The sequence below is a fragment of the Noviherbaspirillum sp. ST9 genome, assembly GCF_048799745.1.
In the GTDB taxonomy this organism is placed as follows: Bacteria; Pseudomonadota; Gammaproteobacteria; order Burkholderiales; family Burkholderiaceae_D; genus Noviherbaspirillum.
In genome coordinates, this window is the sequence record NZ_JBLWFR010000001.1 from 360,051 (window position 1) to 373,846 (window position 13,796).

Below are 13,796 nucleotides of genomic sequence, written 5' to 3' on the forward strand. Positions count from 1 at the left end.
GAATTATTTCAGCGATACCGGCGAGGCGTCGGTCAGGCGGTAATACAGGCCCATCGGATCGTCCTTCAACACCGTCATCTTGCCGGAAACGATGACCGGATCGAAGGTGTATTTGACCGGCGTCTTCGTCTTCACTTCCACCACGCCTTCGGGACCGGCGGGCAGGCAGAAGTTGCAGGACTGCGGCGTGAGCGAAATCAGGAAGTGCTTCTGCTTCTCGCCCGGTTCGAGCGGCATCATGAAGCCCTGCACCTTGATTTCGGTGTTGTCGAGGGCGGTGATTTCCTTCGAGAATTCGGGAAGGATGCGGTCCTTGGTCTTGATCTGCTTGACCTTGGCCAGTGTGTTCCAGGACACCACGCCCTTGATTTCCGGCAGCGGCTGCATCGGCGGCGGCGGTGCGTTGGGGGGAGGCACGTGGCCCCCGCCAGGGACACCTTGCGCAAGCGCCAGGGTGGGCGCAGCAAGAATTGCAATGAGTAGTCGACGCAAGGATGTCTTCATGACACCTCCATAAAAATAAGCCGGTCACGGGCCCGGCCGGGTTAATGCTTGTGCTTGGCCCCGCACAGTTTACCGATGGCGAGGCCCTTGCAGGCATTTGCCAGTTCGGCATGGCAGGCTTCCTCGTCCTTGCCTGAGGACAGGCATTGTGCCGCCGCTTGATGCGCGGCCGCGATCGCCTTGTGCTGCTCGATCATGGCTTTCCTGTGCGCGGGGTCTTCCTTGGCTTGCGCGGCAAGGGATGCGATGGCCAGTAACAGGGACAGCAAGCGCTTCAAATCGTTCTCCTGGAAAAACATTCAATGGGACAAGGTCGTTGCGATATCGGTACGGTAGGCGCGTACAGCGGGCAGTACTGCGGCAGCCAGGCCGATGGCCAGCGCGACAGGCAGCAGCCACGCCTCCGCCGAAGCCACGTACCAGCCGGAGAGGGACAGGTTCTGATCGTCTGAAACGATCCGGCCAAGGATATCCAGGGCGGCGTGCCCTGCAATCCAGCCAAGCACGGCGCCGGAGAAGGCAAGCAGCAATCCTTCGACCAGCAGCAGCGACAGCAGCTTGCGCGGCGGCGCGCCGAGCGTGCGCAGGACGGCAAGGTCGGTCTTGCGTTCTTCCAGCGCACTGTACAGTGCGACAAACATCGACAGCGCGGCGGACAGCAGCATGATGGCTGCAATGCCGCGCAATACGTCGACGCCGACGCCAAGCATGCGGAACAGCTTGGCCGATTCGAAGGCAGGCTGCGCCGCCTGCAGCTCAGGCTGGCTGTTGACCGCGCGGGGCAGCATTGCGGCTGCCAGCGGCGACGCATACTGGACCAGCAGGGAGGTCAGCTCACGCTCTTCGTCCATGGCCGCTTTTTCTTCCTTGTCTTCGGGATCGATGCCATGCGCGACTTCATGCACGTGCCACACCGACTCGACGGAGGTCAGCGCCAGCCGGTCGAGCACCGTGCCCGTCGGCTTGAGGACGCCTGCCACGGTGAACGGTGCGTCGCCGTGGCCGTCGCCGCTTCCCGACAGCCCATGCGAACCCACGAATCGCGAGCCTGTCGCCAATCCGGTTCGGGCCGCCGCCTGTGCCCCGAGGACCACCTGCATGGGGGCGTCGAACATCTTTCCCTGTGCCAGGGTGCCGTCGTAATGCGCAATGTAATCCGGCGTCGTGCCGACGATGCGGAAGCCCTGGAAGCTGTCACCCAGCGCCAGCGGGATCACTTTCTTCACCAGCCGGTTCTGCTGCAGCGTTGCCTGCGCGGCGAGGGGAATGTTCCCGGTCGGGATGTCGATATGGTAGATAGACGACAGGATCAGCTGCAGTGGCGAGCCTTTCGCGCCGACGACCAGGTCGATGCCGCGGGCGTCGCGCAGGGCCTTTTCCTCCAGTTGCTGCGAGGCGGACAGCACAAACGTCATCATCGCCACGCCGACTGCCATGAGGATCAGGTTGACCGCGGTCGAGAGGGGTTTGTGGCGCAGCGACTTCAGGGACAGCGTGAAGGCGTTGAGGTGCTTCATGCCGTCTCCCTTGCGAGGCGCTCCAGCCGCAGCACCTTGGCGGCGGGCAGTGCGGTAAGCACGCGCGCGTCATGGGTCGCGATGACCAGCGACGCGCCATTGTCGCGGGCCTGGGCCTTCAGTAAATCAATGACTGCGGCACAGGCATCGTCGTCGAGATTAGCGGTGGGCTCGTCGGCGAGCAGGAGCGCGGGGCGGTTGAACAGGGCGCGGGCAATGGCGACGCGCTGTTGCTGGCCCTGGCTGAGCTGGTGAGGCTTCGCATTGATCTTCTCGCCAAGGCCAAGCGCGCGCAGGACATCGCCCGCTCTGCCGGCATCGGCTGTCCGTCCGTTCGCATAGGCAGCCACCAACAGGTTCTCACCGACAGTCAGGCTGGGCACGAGGGCCAGCTTCTGCGGCAGGAAGCCGACGGTGCTGCCGCGCCAGGCATCGGCAACGCGCGGGGACAGCGTGCGCAGGTCAACCCCGGCGACGTGTACTTTGCCTTGCTGCGGCGACAGGATCGCCGCCAGCAGGTGCAGCAAGGTCGATTTGCCGCAACCGGAAGGGCCGATGATGATGGCGTGCTCCCCTTTGTCGAGGGAGAAGGCGGGCACGGACAACTGGATGTCCGTGGCGTTGGGATAGCGATAGGTCAGTCCGGATATTTGCAACATAGTTGCATTATATCGTGATCAACAAGGGAACAGCGCGGGGCGAGACTGAGCCCAAAAGCAAACAAGCGCACGACGAATCGTGCGCTTGTCTGGATCGGTGAAGAAACCGCTGCCGGGTCAGTCGCCGTACAGCTTTTGCTTCAGCTCCCGGCGTTGCTGCGCTTCGAGCGACAGCGTGGCCGTGGGGCGGGCCAGCAGGCGGGGGATGCCGATCGGCTCGCCAGTCTCTTCGCACCAGCCGTATTCGCCGGCATCGATGCTGACGATGGCCTGCTGCACTTTTTTCAGCAGCTTGCGCTCACGGTCGCGCGTGCGCAGTTCCAGTGCATGTTCTTCCTCGATCGTGGCGCGGTCGGCCGGATCGGGAACGAGCACGGTTTCGCGCAGGTGTTCCGTGGTTTCGCCGGCGTTCTTGAGCAGGTCACGTTCGAGCTGCTGCAGTCGCGCCTTGAAGAAGGCAAGCTGCGCCTCGTTCATGTAGTCCTTGTCGCTCATCTTGAGGATTTCCTCTTCGGTGAGCAGTCGGCCCTCAGCTGGGGCGGCGGTCGGTTTAGTTGTTTTGGTAGCCACTTCGCTTACTTTCGAAACTACGGGTTTTTCCATTTTATCTGTTAACCCGGCGCCTGCATTGCTGCTGCTCATGGTCACGCCGGATGTCTCCTTGGAACGCTGGCTCGAAGTCTTCTTCGATGCTGTTGCTCCCTTGGCCGTCTTCGGTGCTGCCCCCTTGGCGGCGGCAGCCCTTGTTGCGGCCGGTACTATCTTCGCGGTGCCAGCACTCTCGGTGTCCGGCTTTACCGCTGGTTTTACACTGCTTTTTACCGTGGTTTTACCTTGTTTGGCAATGGCTTTTATTGATGAGGAGGCGGTTTTGGCGGCGGGTTTCAGGGCGTTTGCGACGGTCTTTGCCACTTTTCCCGCAACCGCTTTCAGTATCGACTTGGTTGCCGGCTTGGCGGCTGTCTTGCCCTTGGCCGGTTCGACGGTCTTTGCCGCCGTCTTGCTGACGCTTTTTGCCGATGCGTTCTTGGTAGCGGATCTCGTCACGGTTGCGTTCATGGTCCCCTCATTATTATGAACCGCCCGAACTGTCGATCCGCGCCCGAAAACCGTCTCCCGCCGATTTCAGGCAGGCTTGGATACCATCGGGCGTCGCGCGACTTTAGTCGACGCATCTTGCCAAACGACTACCTCCACTGCTTGAATCTACATCAATACTTGTTCAATAGTTTATACCAAACACTGTTCCAAACCGCTAATAAATGTTTCTTTCGGGAGATTCTTTCCAATAAACACCATTTTGCTGCCGCGTGCTTCGCCGTCTGCCCACTTCGCACCGATATCCGTTCCCATGGACTGATGGACGCCCTGGAACACCACCTTGCGGTCGGCACCATCCATCCATAAGACACCCTTGTAGCGCAGCATGCGCGGACCGAAGACCTGCACAATGCTGCCCAGGAATTCGTCCAGACGCGCCGTATCGAAAGGGCGGTCGCTGCGGAAGACAAAGGCGGCGATGTCGTCCGTATGGTTCGAGTGCTTGTGTCCATGGTGGTGATGATCGTGGCCACAGTGCTCGCCGCATTCGTGATGCTCGTGTTCTTCCTCGGCCAGGAAGTCGGGATCGATTTCGATTTTGTCGTTCAGGTTGAAGCCGCGCAGGTCCAGCACTTCGCTGATCGCGATCTTGCCGAAATCGACCTTCGAGATCGGCGCGCGCGGGTTCACGCGCCTGAGGCGGACGCTCAACGTCTCCACCTCGTCACTGCCGACCTGGTCGGTCTTCGATAGCAGCAGGCGGTCCGCGAAGCCGACCTGTCGCTGTGCTTCCTCATGCTCATCCAGTTGCATCATCGCGTGCTTGGCGTCGACGACGGTGATGACGGCATCCAGCATGTAACTGGTGGCGACCTCGTCGTCCATGAAGAAGGTTTGCGCCACCGGTCCCGGGTTGGCCAGTCCGGTGGTTTCGATCACCACGTGGTCGAAGTCGAGTTCGCCGTCATTGCGCTTCTGCGCCAGCGCGCCCAGCGCGACGATCAGGTCGCCGCGCACGGTACAGCAGATGCAGCCGTTGCTCATCTCGACGATCTGCTCGTTGCTGTCCTGGACGAGGATCTCGTTGTCGATGTTTTCCTCGCCGAACTCGTTCTCGATCACCGCGATGCGATGGCCGTGCGGCTCGCGCAGGATACGGTTGAGCAGGGTGGTCTTGCCGGCGCCGAGGAAGCCGGTGAGGATCGTTGCGGGAACAAGTTTCATGGGAGCTCAGTGGGCGCAGTCCGCGCACCATCCTTTGATCGTGAATTCGATGTCGTGGCTGCGGAAGCCCTTGCCCAGCGATTGCTGCAAGGCGTTCTGCAGCGTTTCCGCTTCCGCGATGCTGTCGAGGCAGAACACCTTGGAGCAGCGCGTGCATTTGAAGTGTCCGTGCTGGTGATGCGGTTCGCTGCTGTGCTCCGCACCGGCGCTGTAGCGGAACACGCGATCGTCGCCGGCGATCTTGTGCGCCAGTCCCGCATCGGTGAGGCAGTCCAGCGCGCGATAGAGCGTCACGCGATCCATCTCGGCAAAGGCTTCCTGCACATCCTGGTGCGAGAACGCGCGCTCGGCGTCCAGCAGCGCAGCCAGCACCTTGACCCGCGCGTCGGTGATGCGCACGGACGCGCCGCGCAATTGCGCTTCGGCACGCACGGCGGAATCCGATGGCTTCCGGTTGGTCCGCGTTTCAGGCTTGGCTTTGCTGCTCATGAACACATTGCGTGGAAAAACGTGATGGAAAATTATGACGCAAATTTGCAATCGAGTTGCAAAAATTGACGCGATGGCAATGTTCTTTTCCTCAGGGCTTGTGCAGCATCAAGCCCTTCAGGTACTCGCCCTCGGGGAAGCTGGTGGTCATTGGATGGTCCACGCCGGCATGCAGGCGGCGCAGGATGCGTGCGTCCACCTTTGCATCGTTGGCTGCGCCCGCGACGATCTTCTGGAACAGGTCGGCACTGATTGCACCCGAGCAGGAGTAGGTGAACAGCAGCCCGTTCTCGCGCAGCAATTGCAGGCCGATCAGGTTAATGTCCTTGTAGGCACGCGCGGCGCGCTCGACCTGGTCGGGGGAGGCGGCGAACTTCGGCGGATCGAGCACGATCAGGTCGAAGGACTTTCCCTGCTCGCGCAAGGCGCGCAGCGTCTTGAACACGTCCGCGTCCCACCACTCCGCCCGGGAGGCATCGAAACCGTTCAGCTCGACGTTGCGCTTGCCGATGGCCAGCGCTTCGCCGGAGGAGTCGATCGAGACGACACTCTTCGCGCCGCCTTTCAGGGCCGCCAGCGAGAAGCCGCCGGTATAGCAGAAGCAGTTCAGCACGTCGCGGCCGGCGGCTTGTTCCATGACCATCCGGCGGTTGTCGCGCTGGTCGATGTAAAAGCCGGTCTTGTGGCCGGTCTTGATGTCCACTGCATAGCGCACGCCGTTTTCGGTGACCGGCGTTTCGTCGCCTGGTTCATCGCCGGCCAGCGTTCCGGTGACCAGCGGCAGGCCTTCGCGCTCGCGTACACTCGCGTCCGAGCGCTCGTAGACGTTGGGGCATCCCGTTTCCGCTATCAGCGCCTGCACGATCGGCGCTTTCCATGCCTCGACGCCTGCCGACTGGAACTGGCAGACCAAATGTCCCTGCTTGCCGGCGTACCAGTCGACGACCAGGCCTGGAAAGCCGTCGGCCTCGCCGAAGATCAGGCGGATGGCATCGGTGTCGCGCACGGCCTGCATGCGGTACGCGACCGCCTTTTTCACGCGCCGCTTGATCAGGGCGTGGTCGATCGCTTCGTTTTCGTCAAAGCTCCACACACGCGCACGAATCTGCGACTTCGGACTGTACGCGGCACGGGCCAGGAATTGTCCGGTGGCCGAGCGCACGAGTGCGGTGGCGCCGGCTTTGTTCTTCTCTTCCGGCTTGCCTTCGATGCGTTCGATGGCTGTCGGGAAGATCCAGGGATGGCGGCGCAGGAGGCTTTTTTCCTTGCCCGGTTTGAGGGTAATGGTCAGCATGGGGTATTCCGAATTAGAGGTAGTGCTTATTTTTCAGTCGTTGACTTCTTGGCGCGCGGATGGGCGGCATCATATACCTGCGCGAGGCGCTGGAAGTCGAGCGAGGTGTAGACCTGCGTCGCCGCGATCGATGCATGTCCCAGCATTTCCTGAACTGCGCGCAGATCGCCGGACGACTGCAGCACATGCGACGCGAACGAATGACGCAACACGTGCGGATGGACGTTGGCCGGAATGCCCAGCGCCTGCGCATGTGCCTTCAGCCGCAACTGGATGACGCGCGGTGACATGCGCGTGCCGCGTTCGGTGAGGAAGAGAGGATGCGGATCCAGTTTCACCAGCGTGTCGCGTACGGCGAGCCAGGCCGCAATCGCTTGCATTGCCGGCTGGCCAACCGGAACGCGGCGCCGCTTGCTGCCCTTGCCGGTGACCTCGACTTCGTGGTCCTCGACATGCAGCCATCCCGCGGATTCGTAGCGATCTTCCTTCGCATAATGCACGTCGAGGCCGGCCAGTTCCGATACGCGCAAACCGCTGGAGTAGAGCAGTTCGAACATGGCGCGGTTGCACAGCTCGCTCGCCGATTGCGCATCGCGACCGGGCCGCGATTCCGATACCACGCGTACCGCGTCGTCGGGAGAGAGCGCCTTGGGCAGCGGTTTATCGCGCTTCGGGGCCTTGACGCCGTCAACCGGATTGGCCGCGATCGTTTCGGATTCCGCCAGCCAGTCGAAGAAGCCGCGGCATGCCGACAGCTTGCGCGCGATGGAGCGCCCATTCAGCCCCTGCGCATGCATCTGCGCGGCGAGCTTGCGGATGTGGAATTGCGTGATCGCATTGAGGGCCGGCTTGCTCGGAATCGCTTCCGCAAACGCCAGCAGGTCGCCCAAGTCGCGGCCGTAGTTGCGCACGGTATGCAGCGACAGTTTGCGCTGCTTTTCCAGGTGTTCGAGATAGCGGGCGACGTGCGCCCGGTTGTTCTCGCTGCTCACTTAGTCCAGCAGGCAGGTCAGGGCCGCGCTGGCGGTCTCGCTGATCTTCGACAGGAAATCGGTGGCCATGTCGGCGCTGAAGCGCTGCGGGTCCGGTGATCCCAGCACCAGCAGGCCGAAGGCTTCCGGTACGTCGGCGAGGCGCAGCGGCAGCATGGCGATCGACTGGACGGATTCCGCCTCGTCGATCCAGGTTGCCGCTTCGAAGTCCTGGTTGGGACCGCAATACGGCGTAGTCAGGCCGTTGCAGAAAATCTTGGCATCGTCCGAGACATCGGCGGCGAACCATGTGTGCGCGAATTCTTCGGCCACGCCCCAGATGCGCAGCGTCGCGTGCGGCACCGAAAAGATCGATTGCAAGCCGCTTACCAGCGTATGCGGCATGTCGACGTCATTGCGCGCGAGCAGCAGCGAGCGCGTCCACAGGTGGAACTTCTGCGTGATCGCATCGTTTTCCTGTGCGATGCGCAGCAACTCCGCAAGGCGCATTTCATGCACCTTGATCTTGTCGCGCAGGACTTCCATCTGGCGTTCCTGCAGCGAGACGGCGCGTCCGGCGACCGGGCTGGTCAGCTTGACGCGCGAAAGCAACTCGCTGTGCTCTTCAAAAAAATGCGGATTGTCAGAAAGGAAATCGGCAACGGCGTTGGAGTCCAGTTGGTAGGTCATATGCGCAGATCAGGGTTGGTCGCGGCCCGCGGGCCAAGCCGTGATTTTAACCGACAAAGGAGCCGCGTTGCCGCAGGGATGCGGCAATCGAAAGGCTGCGGCCAGGCTCGCCGCGCGTCAGAACTTGTGGCGGATGCCGATATTGAACGCCTTGTCCCCGGAGCCGGGCTCCGTGGCATTGCCGACCGTGAAACCTGCTCCCGGATCGTTGTTGATGCGCGCAAAGGACGTGTAGAGGTTGGTCCGCCGCGACAAAGGATGGGTATAGCCGAGCGCCCACTGGTCGGCGTCGGCGTTGAGTCCGCTGCGGTCGTCCTTGCGGGTGAAGGAGGCGAGCAGGGCGCCCGGTCCTACCGGAACCGTGACGCCGAGCATGTAGTCCCGGTTGTCCGTTGTGCCCTGTCCGCGATTGAGTCCGACACCCAGGCTGGCTGCCGCCACACCGAAATCAAACCTGCCGCCAAGGAGCGTATTTCGGGCATTGTCGGTGCCCGTGCCGTCTTCGACGCGCTGGTGCGCGACCTTCAGGACCAGCGGGCCGCTAGCGTAGCCGAGGGATGCACCGATTTGCCGGTTCGCGGTGTTGTCGCCTGCCACTTCGCCGAAGCCGTACGCGAGTTCACCGGTGAAACCGCCCCAGGTCGGCGTAGCGAGCTTGACGGTATTGTTCATCCGCGTCGCGGTCGACATCAGGTTGGTCGAGTTGCCGGCGAGTCCGGTACCGAAAGGATCGATCTGGTCGAGGAGCAGGTAGTGCGGCGTATATTGCCGTCCGACGCTGACATCGCCCCAGCGACTGCCCAGGCCAACCCACGCCTGCCGGCCGAATAGCAGGCCGCCCTGGCCGAGCGTGCCGGTGTCGGTGTTGAAGCCCGCTTCCAGTGTGAACTTCGCCGACAGCCCGCCACCGAGATCTTCCATTCCTTTGAACCCGAGTCGCGAACCGGATTGGACGCCGCTGGTCAATTTGGTAAGACTGCCGGTCGCGCCGCCTCGCTCGTAGACGACGCCGGCGTCGACGATGCCATAGAGGGTCAGGGATGTCTGCGCAAGAACGTTGCCGGTCACAAGGAAAAGCGCACTACATGTTGTTATGGCAAGTAATGGCCGTTGCATGTTGGCTCCCAGACAGGTTGAAACGCTGAATGATCCCCGGATTTTCAGCATAGGCGATCGGACAGGAGCGTGCGAGAAATTGGTCAAGGGATAGGCCGGGGACGAACGCTGCGCGCAGGAATGTGGCTTTTTGGCCACTTTATTGCACCTCTACGGGTATTGGCGGAAAACAGCATGGCAAACCGCGAAGACCTCCTCATCATCCGCGCCGCGCGGGCCGGCGAGGCGGCGGCACAGTTGAAACTCGGGAAGCGCTATCTGTTCGGTGGCGCCGGGCTGCCGAAAAGTCTGCCGACTGCGCTCTACTGGCTCGACCGCGCCGCGCAGCAGGAAGAAGCCGATGCCTGGATGTTGATCGGGCAGCACGTTCCCTTCGAAATCGCGCAAAGCGCGACGCGGCCGGGCACGCTTCTCATGTGGTACGAGCGCGCCTTTGACGCCGGCATTGCGCAGGCGGGGCTCGTGCTGGCGAAGCTGGTGCTCGGCCAGCCACGCGGAGCGGTCAGCGAAGCGTTGCGCAACAAGGCCCTGCGCGCCTTGCAGGCAGCGGCGCATGCGGGCATCGCCGAGGCACAGTGGATGCTGGCAAAGTCGGCGCGGCAGGGACCGGCCGATTCCGCCAGTACCTGGCCGGCGGCCGGCCAGGATGGCGCCGACAACGAAGCGATGCTCGAATGGGCCGCGCGCGCCGCGCGCAGCGGTGTGGCCGACGCGAGATATGCGATGGCGGACCACGCCTGGGCGCAGGGGGACCTCGCCGGTTTCCTTCAGTGGGCGGGGCCGATCGTCGATGATGTGGTCGCCACTGTGCCGACTCCGGATGCTGTCGTGGAGCGGGAAGTGGCGCTCGTACTGCGTACCGCCCATGCAATGGCCGTCAATGGCGCGAGTGAGCCTGCGGCCGTCACCCGCGTGCTGGAATGGGCGGCACAAACCGGCGACACGCAGGCGCAATACGTGCTTGGGCTCTGGCTGGCGCGCATGGACGCGGAGGGTAAGCGGATGCGCGCGGTGCCCGGGGCCGCAAACTACAAGCGCGCCATCCGCTGGCTGTCCCTCGCCGCCGGGCAGGGACGCCCGGAAGCATGGTATGCGCTGTCGAAGATCTACCAGAAACCGGAATGCGCCCAGCGCAATCCCGATGAAGCGCGGCACTGCCTTGAGCAGGCTGCCGCTGCCGGCCATGGCATGGCGCAATATGAACTCGGCGTAGCGGCATGGCGCGCGAGAAATGAAGGGGCGGCGAACGACGTGCTCGCGGTCGACTGGTTGCTGAAGGCGCAGGCCCGGGGCGTATCGGAGGCCGTGCCCATGCTGGAAAGGATTGCCGCGCGCGCAACGCCGGCTTCATGGGCACAAGCCATCCTGCAGCGCACGTCGCGTTCGGTGGCGGAGCGTGCGTCACTGCTCGTGGCACGCCTTGAGCTTGCGGCGTGCTTCGGACTGTCGCGTTCCGAAGCCTTGCTGGTCGACCCGAAGACCGCCGATCGCGGACATTGCCTGGTCGTGGATGTGCGCGCGGAACATCCGCACAGCAAACGGCGGTTGATCCTGGTGCAGACGGCGGAAGAGCGGGCAACGCTGGATCGCGTGATCTCGAAGTTCGAGCGTGCGCCGGCGGGAGAAGAGGGAAATTTCCGCCAGCGCCTTTACCGGTTGAAGACGCTGGCGTAACGCGTCAGATGTCGATTTCGCCTTCGAATACGCTGACAGCGGGGCCTGTCATCATGACCGGGGACCCGACTCCCGCCCACGCAATCGAAAGCTCGCCGCCGAGCGTCGACACCTTGACGGGTGAGTCGAGCAGGCCGCGCCGGATGCCGGCAACAACCGCCGCACAGGCGCCCGTGCCGCAGGCCAGGGTTTCGCCGGCGCCGCGTTCGAAGACACGCAGCTTGATCGAATGGCGATCAATGACCTCCATGAAGCCCGCATTCACGCGCTTGGGAAAGCGCGGGTGGTGTTCGATGACCGGACCGTCGAGGTGTACCGCAGCAGTCTGCGCCGCGTCGACGACTTGCACCGCATGTGGATTGCCCATCGATACGACGGAAATCCATGTCGTCCGGCCGTTGGTCTCCAGCGGCCACAACGTGTCCTCGCCTTCGCGCTTTCCATCGAGGCCTGCTGCGTCAAACGGGACGCGCTCCGGTTCGAGAATGGGGGCGCCCATGTCTACCGTGATGCGGCCATCAGCTTCCAGCTGGGGTTCGATGACACCGGCCATGGTTTCGACCTTGATCGCGCGCTTGCCGGTCAGGCCCTTGTCGGTGACGAATTTGACGAAGGCGCGTGCGCCGTTGCCGCATTGCTCGACTTCGCCACCGTCAGCGTTGTAGATACGGTAACGGAAATCGACGCCAGGCGAGCTGGTTTTTTCGACCACGAGCATCTGGTCCGCGCCGACGCCGAAACGGCGGTCGGCCAGCTTTTTCCACTGCTCCGGGGTGAACTGGACGTCCTGGCTGATCGCGTCGATGACGACAAAATCATTGCCGGCGCCATGCATTTTGGTGAATTTGAGCTTCATCACCGGATTATAGCCCGGCGTGTGGACGCATTTCAGGGAGACGGCTTGCCGTAGACGCTGGGGACACCTTGCGGACGCGTCTTGAAGCGCTTGTGGGCCCAGAAGTATTCGGACGGTGCCTCCATGACACGGTCTTCGATGAAGGCATTCATGCGGCGCGTCGCGGCCACGATATCATCCCCGGGATAGTTCTCCCAGGGCGGATGGAAGGTGACCTTCCACCCCTGGTAATCCGGCAGATAGGTCGCAATGACCGGCACGACCTTGGCGCCCGTTGCTCCTGCAATGCGCGCAGGGGCTGTGAGTGTTGCAGCGGGAATGCCGAAGAACGGCACGAACTCCGCATCCTTTTCGCCGAAATCCATGTCGGGCAGCATGAAGAAGGGCAGTCCTTCGCGCATCGCGCGGATGATCGGCTTGACGCCTTCGCCGCGCGAAAACAGCCGGACGGCACGGAAGCGGGAGCGGCCCTTGCGCAAGGCTTCGTCGAACACCTTGTTCTGTTGCTTCGTGTAGATCGAGCAGAGGTTCGTTTCCAGGACGGTGGCGACGCCCGCCACGTCCAGCGAGACGAAATGCGGGCAGAGGAGGATGGTCGGTCCGGACTGGATGGTGTCGAGCGGCACGCGCGGCTCGACGCGGATCAGCCGCCGCAGACGGGATTCCGGCGCCCACCACAGCAGGCCGCGCTCCAGCACGCTGCGCGCATATGCCTGGAAGTGCTGTTTTGCGATGGCGTGGCGTTCCTCCTCGGAAAGCTGCGGCAGGCAAAGCCGCAGGTTGGTGAGCGTGATGTGACGGCGCGATTTCATCACGCCGAACAGCAGCGAACCGACGCCTTCGCCGATGCGTGCCAGTAGAGAAAGCGGCAGCCAGTGCAGCAGCCACATGATGCCAAGGAGCAGCCTCATTGCTCGCCTCCGGGGCCGGCGACGCCATCCGGCGCCTTGTAGCGGTTGTAACTCCAGAAATACTGCGACGGGCAGCGTGCGATCAGCGCCTCCATGCCGGCGTTGATCGCGCGAGCCTGTTGCTCGGGCGTGCCCGTGAGTTCATCATCGAAACGCACGAAGCGAAGCACGAAGCCTTTCCCTCCCGGGAGTCGCTGTGCGTAGGAAAGAATGATCGGTGCGCCGGTCATCTGCTGCAGCTTGGCGGGGAGCGTCATGGTGTAGGCGGGCTTGCCGAAGAAGTCGGCCCATACGCCTTCGCCTTCCTGCGGAACCTGGTCCGGCAGGATGCCGATAAGCTTGCCCTGCTTGAGCGTCTTGAGCAGCGTGCGCACGCCGGACAGTGTCGCCGGAGCAAGGCCGAGATTGTTGCGCGCGCGGGCGTCCTCGACCAGCGGCTTCAGTGCCGACTTCTTCGGCGGGCGGTACATGACCGTGACCGGTACGATGCTCGCCACCTTTTGCGCCAGGATCTCGAAGCATCCGAGGTGGGGCGTGAGGAAGATAATGCCGCGCTTCGCATCGAGCGCCGATTGCACGACGTCCCAGTCTTCGATGCACGCAGTCGCCAGCACACGCTCCGGCCGCGCGCACCAGACGAAGGGCAGTTCTAGGATGTTCTTGCCTGCTTCCGAGATGGCGGCGGACAGCGACCCGGCATAACCGGCGCGGCCGATGTTGTCTTTCATCCTACGCCGATAGGACGGCGATGCCAGATAGACCAGCCAGCCGAGCGCCGAGCCAAGGCCGTGGAGAACCGGCAGCGGCAGACCGGACAGCAGGCGAAAAAGACTGACGAGCATCAATTATG

16 protein-coding genes are annotated in these 13,796 nt (G+C 63.0%); 2 read left to right on the forward strand and 14 right to left on the reverse strand.

Annotation, left to right across the window (positions count from 1 at the left end; translation table 11 throughout):
- Positions 1 to 3 precede the first annotated feature (3 nt).
- The 5 genes from ACNOHI_RS01750 to dksA all read right to left on the reverse strand — a co-directional run bounded on the left by ACNOHI_RS01750 (position 4) and on the right by dksA (position 3,283).
- A complete protein-coding gene (locus ACNOHI_RS01750; RefSeq protein ID WP_420472906.1) occupies positions 4 to 504 on the reverse strand; it encodes a DUF3299 domain-containing protein in 501 nt (166 codons plus the stop codon).
- 41 nt (positions 505 to 545) lie between these two features.
- Positions 546 to 782 (reverse strand): hypothetical protein, encoded by a 237-nt coding sequence (locus ACNOHI_RS01755; RefSeq protein WP_420472907.1) that lies wholly within the window; start codon positions 780 to 782, stop codon positions 546 to 548.
- A gap of 21 nt (positions 783 to 803) precedes the next feature.
- On the reverse strand, positions 804 to 2,021 hold the full coding sequence (locus ACNOHI_RS01760; protein ID WP_420472908.1) for an ABC transporter permease: 1,218 nt from the start codon (positions 2,019 to 2,021) through the stop codon (positions 804 to 806).
- Positions 2,018 to 2,680: an ABC transporter ATP-binding protein gene (locus ACNOHI_RS01765; RefSeq protein ID WP_420472909.1), complete on the reverse strand. Its 663-nt coding sequence runs from the start codon at positions 2,678 to 2,680 to the stop codon at positions 2,018 to 2,020. The genes ACNOHI_RS01760 and ACNOHI_RS01765 overlap by 4 nt, the downstream gene beginning before the upstream one ends.
- A 117-nt stretch (positions 2,681 to 2,797) precedes the next feature.
- A complete protein-coding gene (dksA, locus tag ACNOHI_RS01770; RefSeq protein WP_088705801.1) occupies positions 2,798 to 3,283 on the reverse strand; it encodes an RNA polymerase-binding protein DksA in 486 nt (161 codons plus the stop codon).
- Between dksA and ACNOHI_RS01775 the strand changes: the two genes are divergently transcribed.
- Positions 3,195 to 3,758, forward strand: a complete 564-nt coding sequence (locus tag ACNOHI_RS01775) for a hypothetical protein (RefSeq protein ID WP_420473247.1) — start codon at positions 3,195 to 3,197, stop codon at positions 3,756 to 3,758. The genes dksA and ACNOHI_RS01775 overlap by 89 nt on opposite strands.
- Positions 3,759 to 3,910: 152 nt before the next feature.
- Here the strand turns inward: ACNOHI_RS01775 and ACNOHI_RS01780 are convergent, their stop codons facing one another.
- The 6 genes from ACNOHI_RS01780 to ACNOHI_RS01805 all read right to left on the reverse strand — a co-directional run bounded on the left by ACNOHI_RS01780 (position 3,911) and on the right by ACNOHI_RS01805 (position 9,505).
- Entirely contained in the window at positions 3,911 to 4,945 is a 1,035-nt protein-coding gene (locus ACNOHI_RS01780; RefSeq protein WP_420472910.1) for a CobW family GTP-binding protein, read from the reverse strand.
- Between the two features lie 6 nt (positions 4,946 to 4,951).
- Complete coding sequence (locus ACNOHI_RS01785) at positions 4,952 to 5,434, reverse strand: Fur family transcriptional regulator (RefSeq protein ID WP_420472911.1); 483 nt, start codon at positions 5,432 to 5,434, stop codon at positions 4,952 to 4,954.
- A 91-nt stretch (positions 5,435 to 5,525) separates the two neighbouring features.
- Positions 5,526 to 6,728 carry a class I SAM-dependent rRNA methyltransferase gene (locus ACNOHI_RS01790; RefSeq protein ID WP_420472912.1) on the reverse strand — a complete coding sequence of 401 codons (1,203 nt, stop codon included), beginning with the start codon at positions 6,726 to 6,728 and terminating at the stop codon, positions 5,526 to 5,528.
- Positions 6,729 to 6,754: 26 nt separating this feature from the next.
- Positions 6,755 to 7,720 carry a tyrosine recombinase XerC gene (gene xerC / locus ACNOHI_RS01795; RefSeq protein WP_420472913.1) on the reverse strand — a complete coding sequence of 322 codons (966 nt, stop codon included), beginning with the start codon at positions 7,718 to 7,720 and terminating at the stop codon, positions 6,755 to 6,757.
- Positions 7,721 to 8,389, reverse strand: a complete 669-nt coding sequence (locus ACNOHI_RS01800) for a DUF484 family protein (RefSeq protein WP_420472914.1) — start codon at positions 8,387 to 8,389, stop codon at positions 7,721 to 7,723. It lies immediately after the preceding gene.
- Between the two features lie 117 nt (positions 8,390 to 8,506).
- Positions 8,507 to 9,505: a porin gene (locus ACNOHI_RS01805; RefSeq protein ID WP_420472915.1), complete on the reverse strand. Its 999-nt coding sequence runs from the start codon at positions 9,503 to 9,505 to the stop codon at positions 8,507 to 8,509.
- A 174-nt stretch (positions 9,506 to 9,679) separates the two neighbouring features.
- On the opposite strand from ACNOHI_RS01805, the gene ACNOHI_RS01810 reads away from it, so the two are divergent.
- On the forward strand, positions 9,680 to 11,179 hold the full coding sequence (locus ACNOHI_RS01810) for a tetratricopeptide repeat protein (RefSeq protein WP_420472916.1): 1,500 nt from the start codon (positions 9,680 to 9,682) through the stop codon (positions 11,177 to 11,179).
- Between the two features lie 4 nt (positions 11,180 to 11,183).
- On the opposite strand, the gene dapF is transcribed toward ACNOHI_RS01810, so the two are convergent.
- From dapF to ACNOHI_RS01825, 3 genes are read right to left on the reverse strand one after another with little or no spacing between them, the layout of a single operon-like run.
- The gene (gene dapF, locus ACNOHI_RS01815; protein ID WP_420472917.1) at positions 11,184 to 12,035 is read right to left on the reverse strand and encodes a diaminopimelate epimerase; all 852 of its coding nucleotides are present in this window, start codon (positions 12,033 to 12,035) and stop codon (positions 11,184 to 11,186) included.
- A gap of 32 nt (positions 12,036 to 12,067) precedes the next feature.
- Positions 12,068 to 12,946: a lipid A biosynthesis acyltransferase gene (locus ACNOHI_RS01820; RefSeq protein WP_420472918.1), complete on the reverse strand. Its 879-nt coding sequence runs from the start codon at positions 12,944 to 12,946 to the stop codon at positions 12,068 to 12,070.
- On the reverse strand, positions 12,943 to 13,788 hold the full coding sequence (locus tag ACNOHI_RS01825) for a lysophospholipid acyltransferase family protein (RefSeq protein WP_420472919.1): 846 nt from the start codon (positions 13,786 to 13,788) through the stop codon (positions 12,943 to 12,945). Before ACNOHI_RS01825 ends, ACNOHI_RS01820 begins: the two co-directional genes overlap by 4 nt.
- Between the last annotated feature and the right edge of the window lie 8 nt (positions 13,789 to 13,796).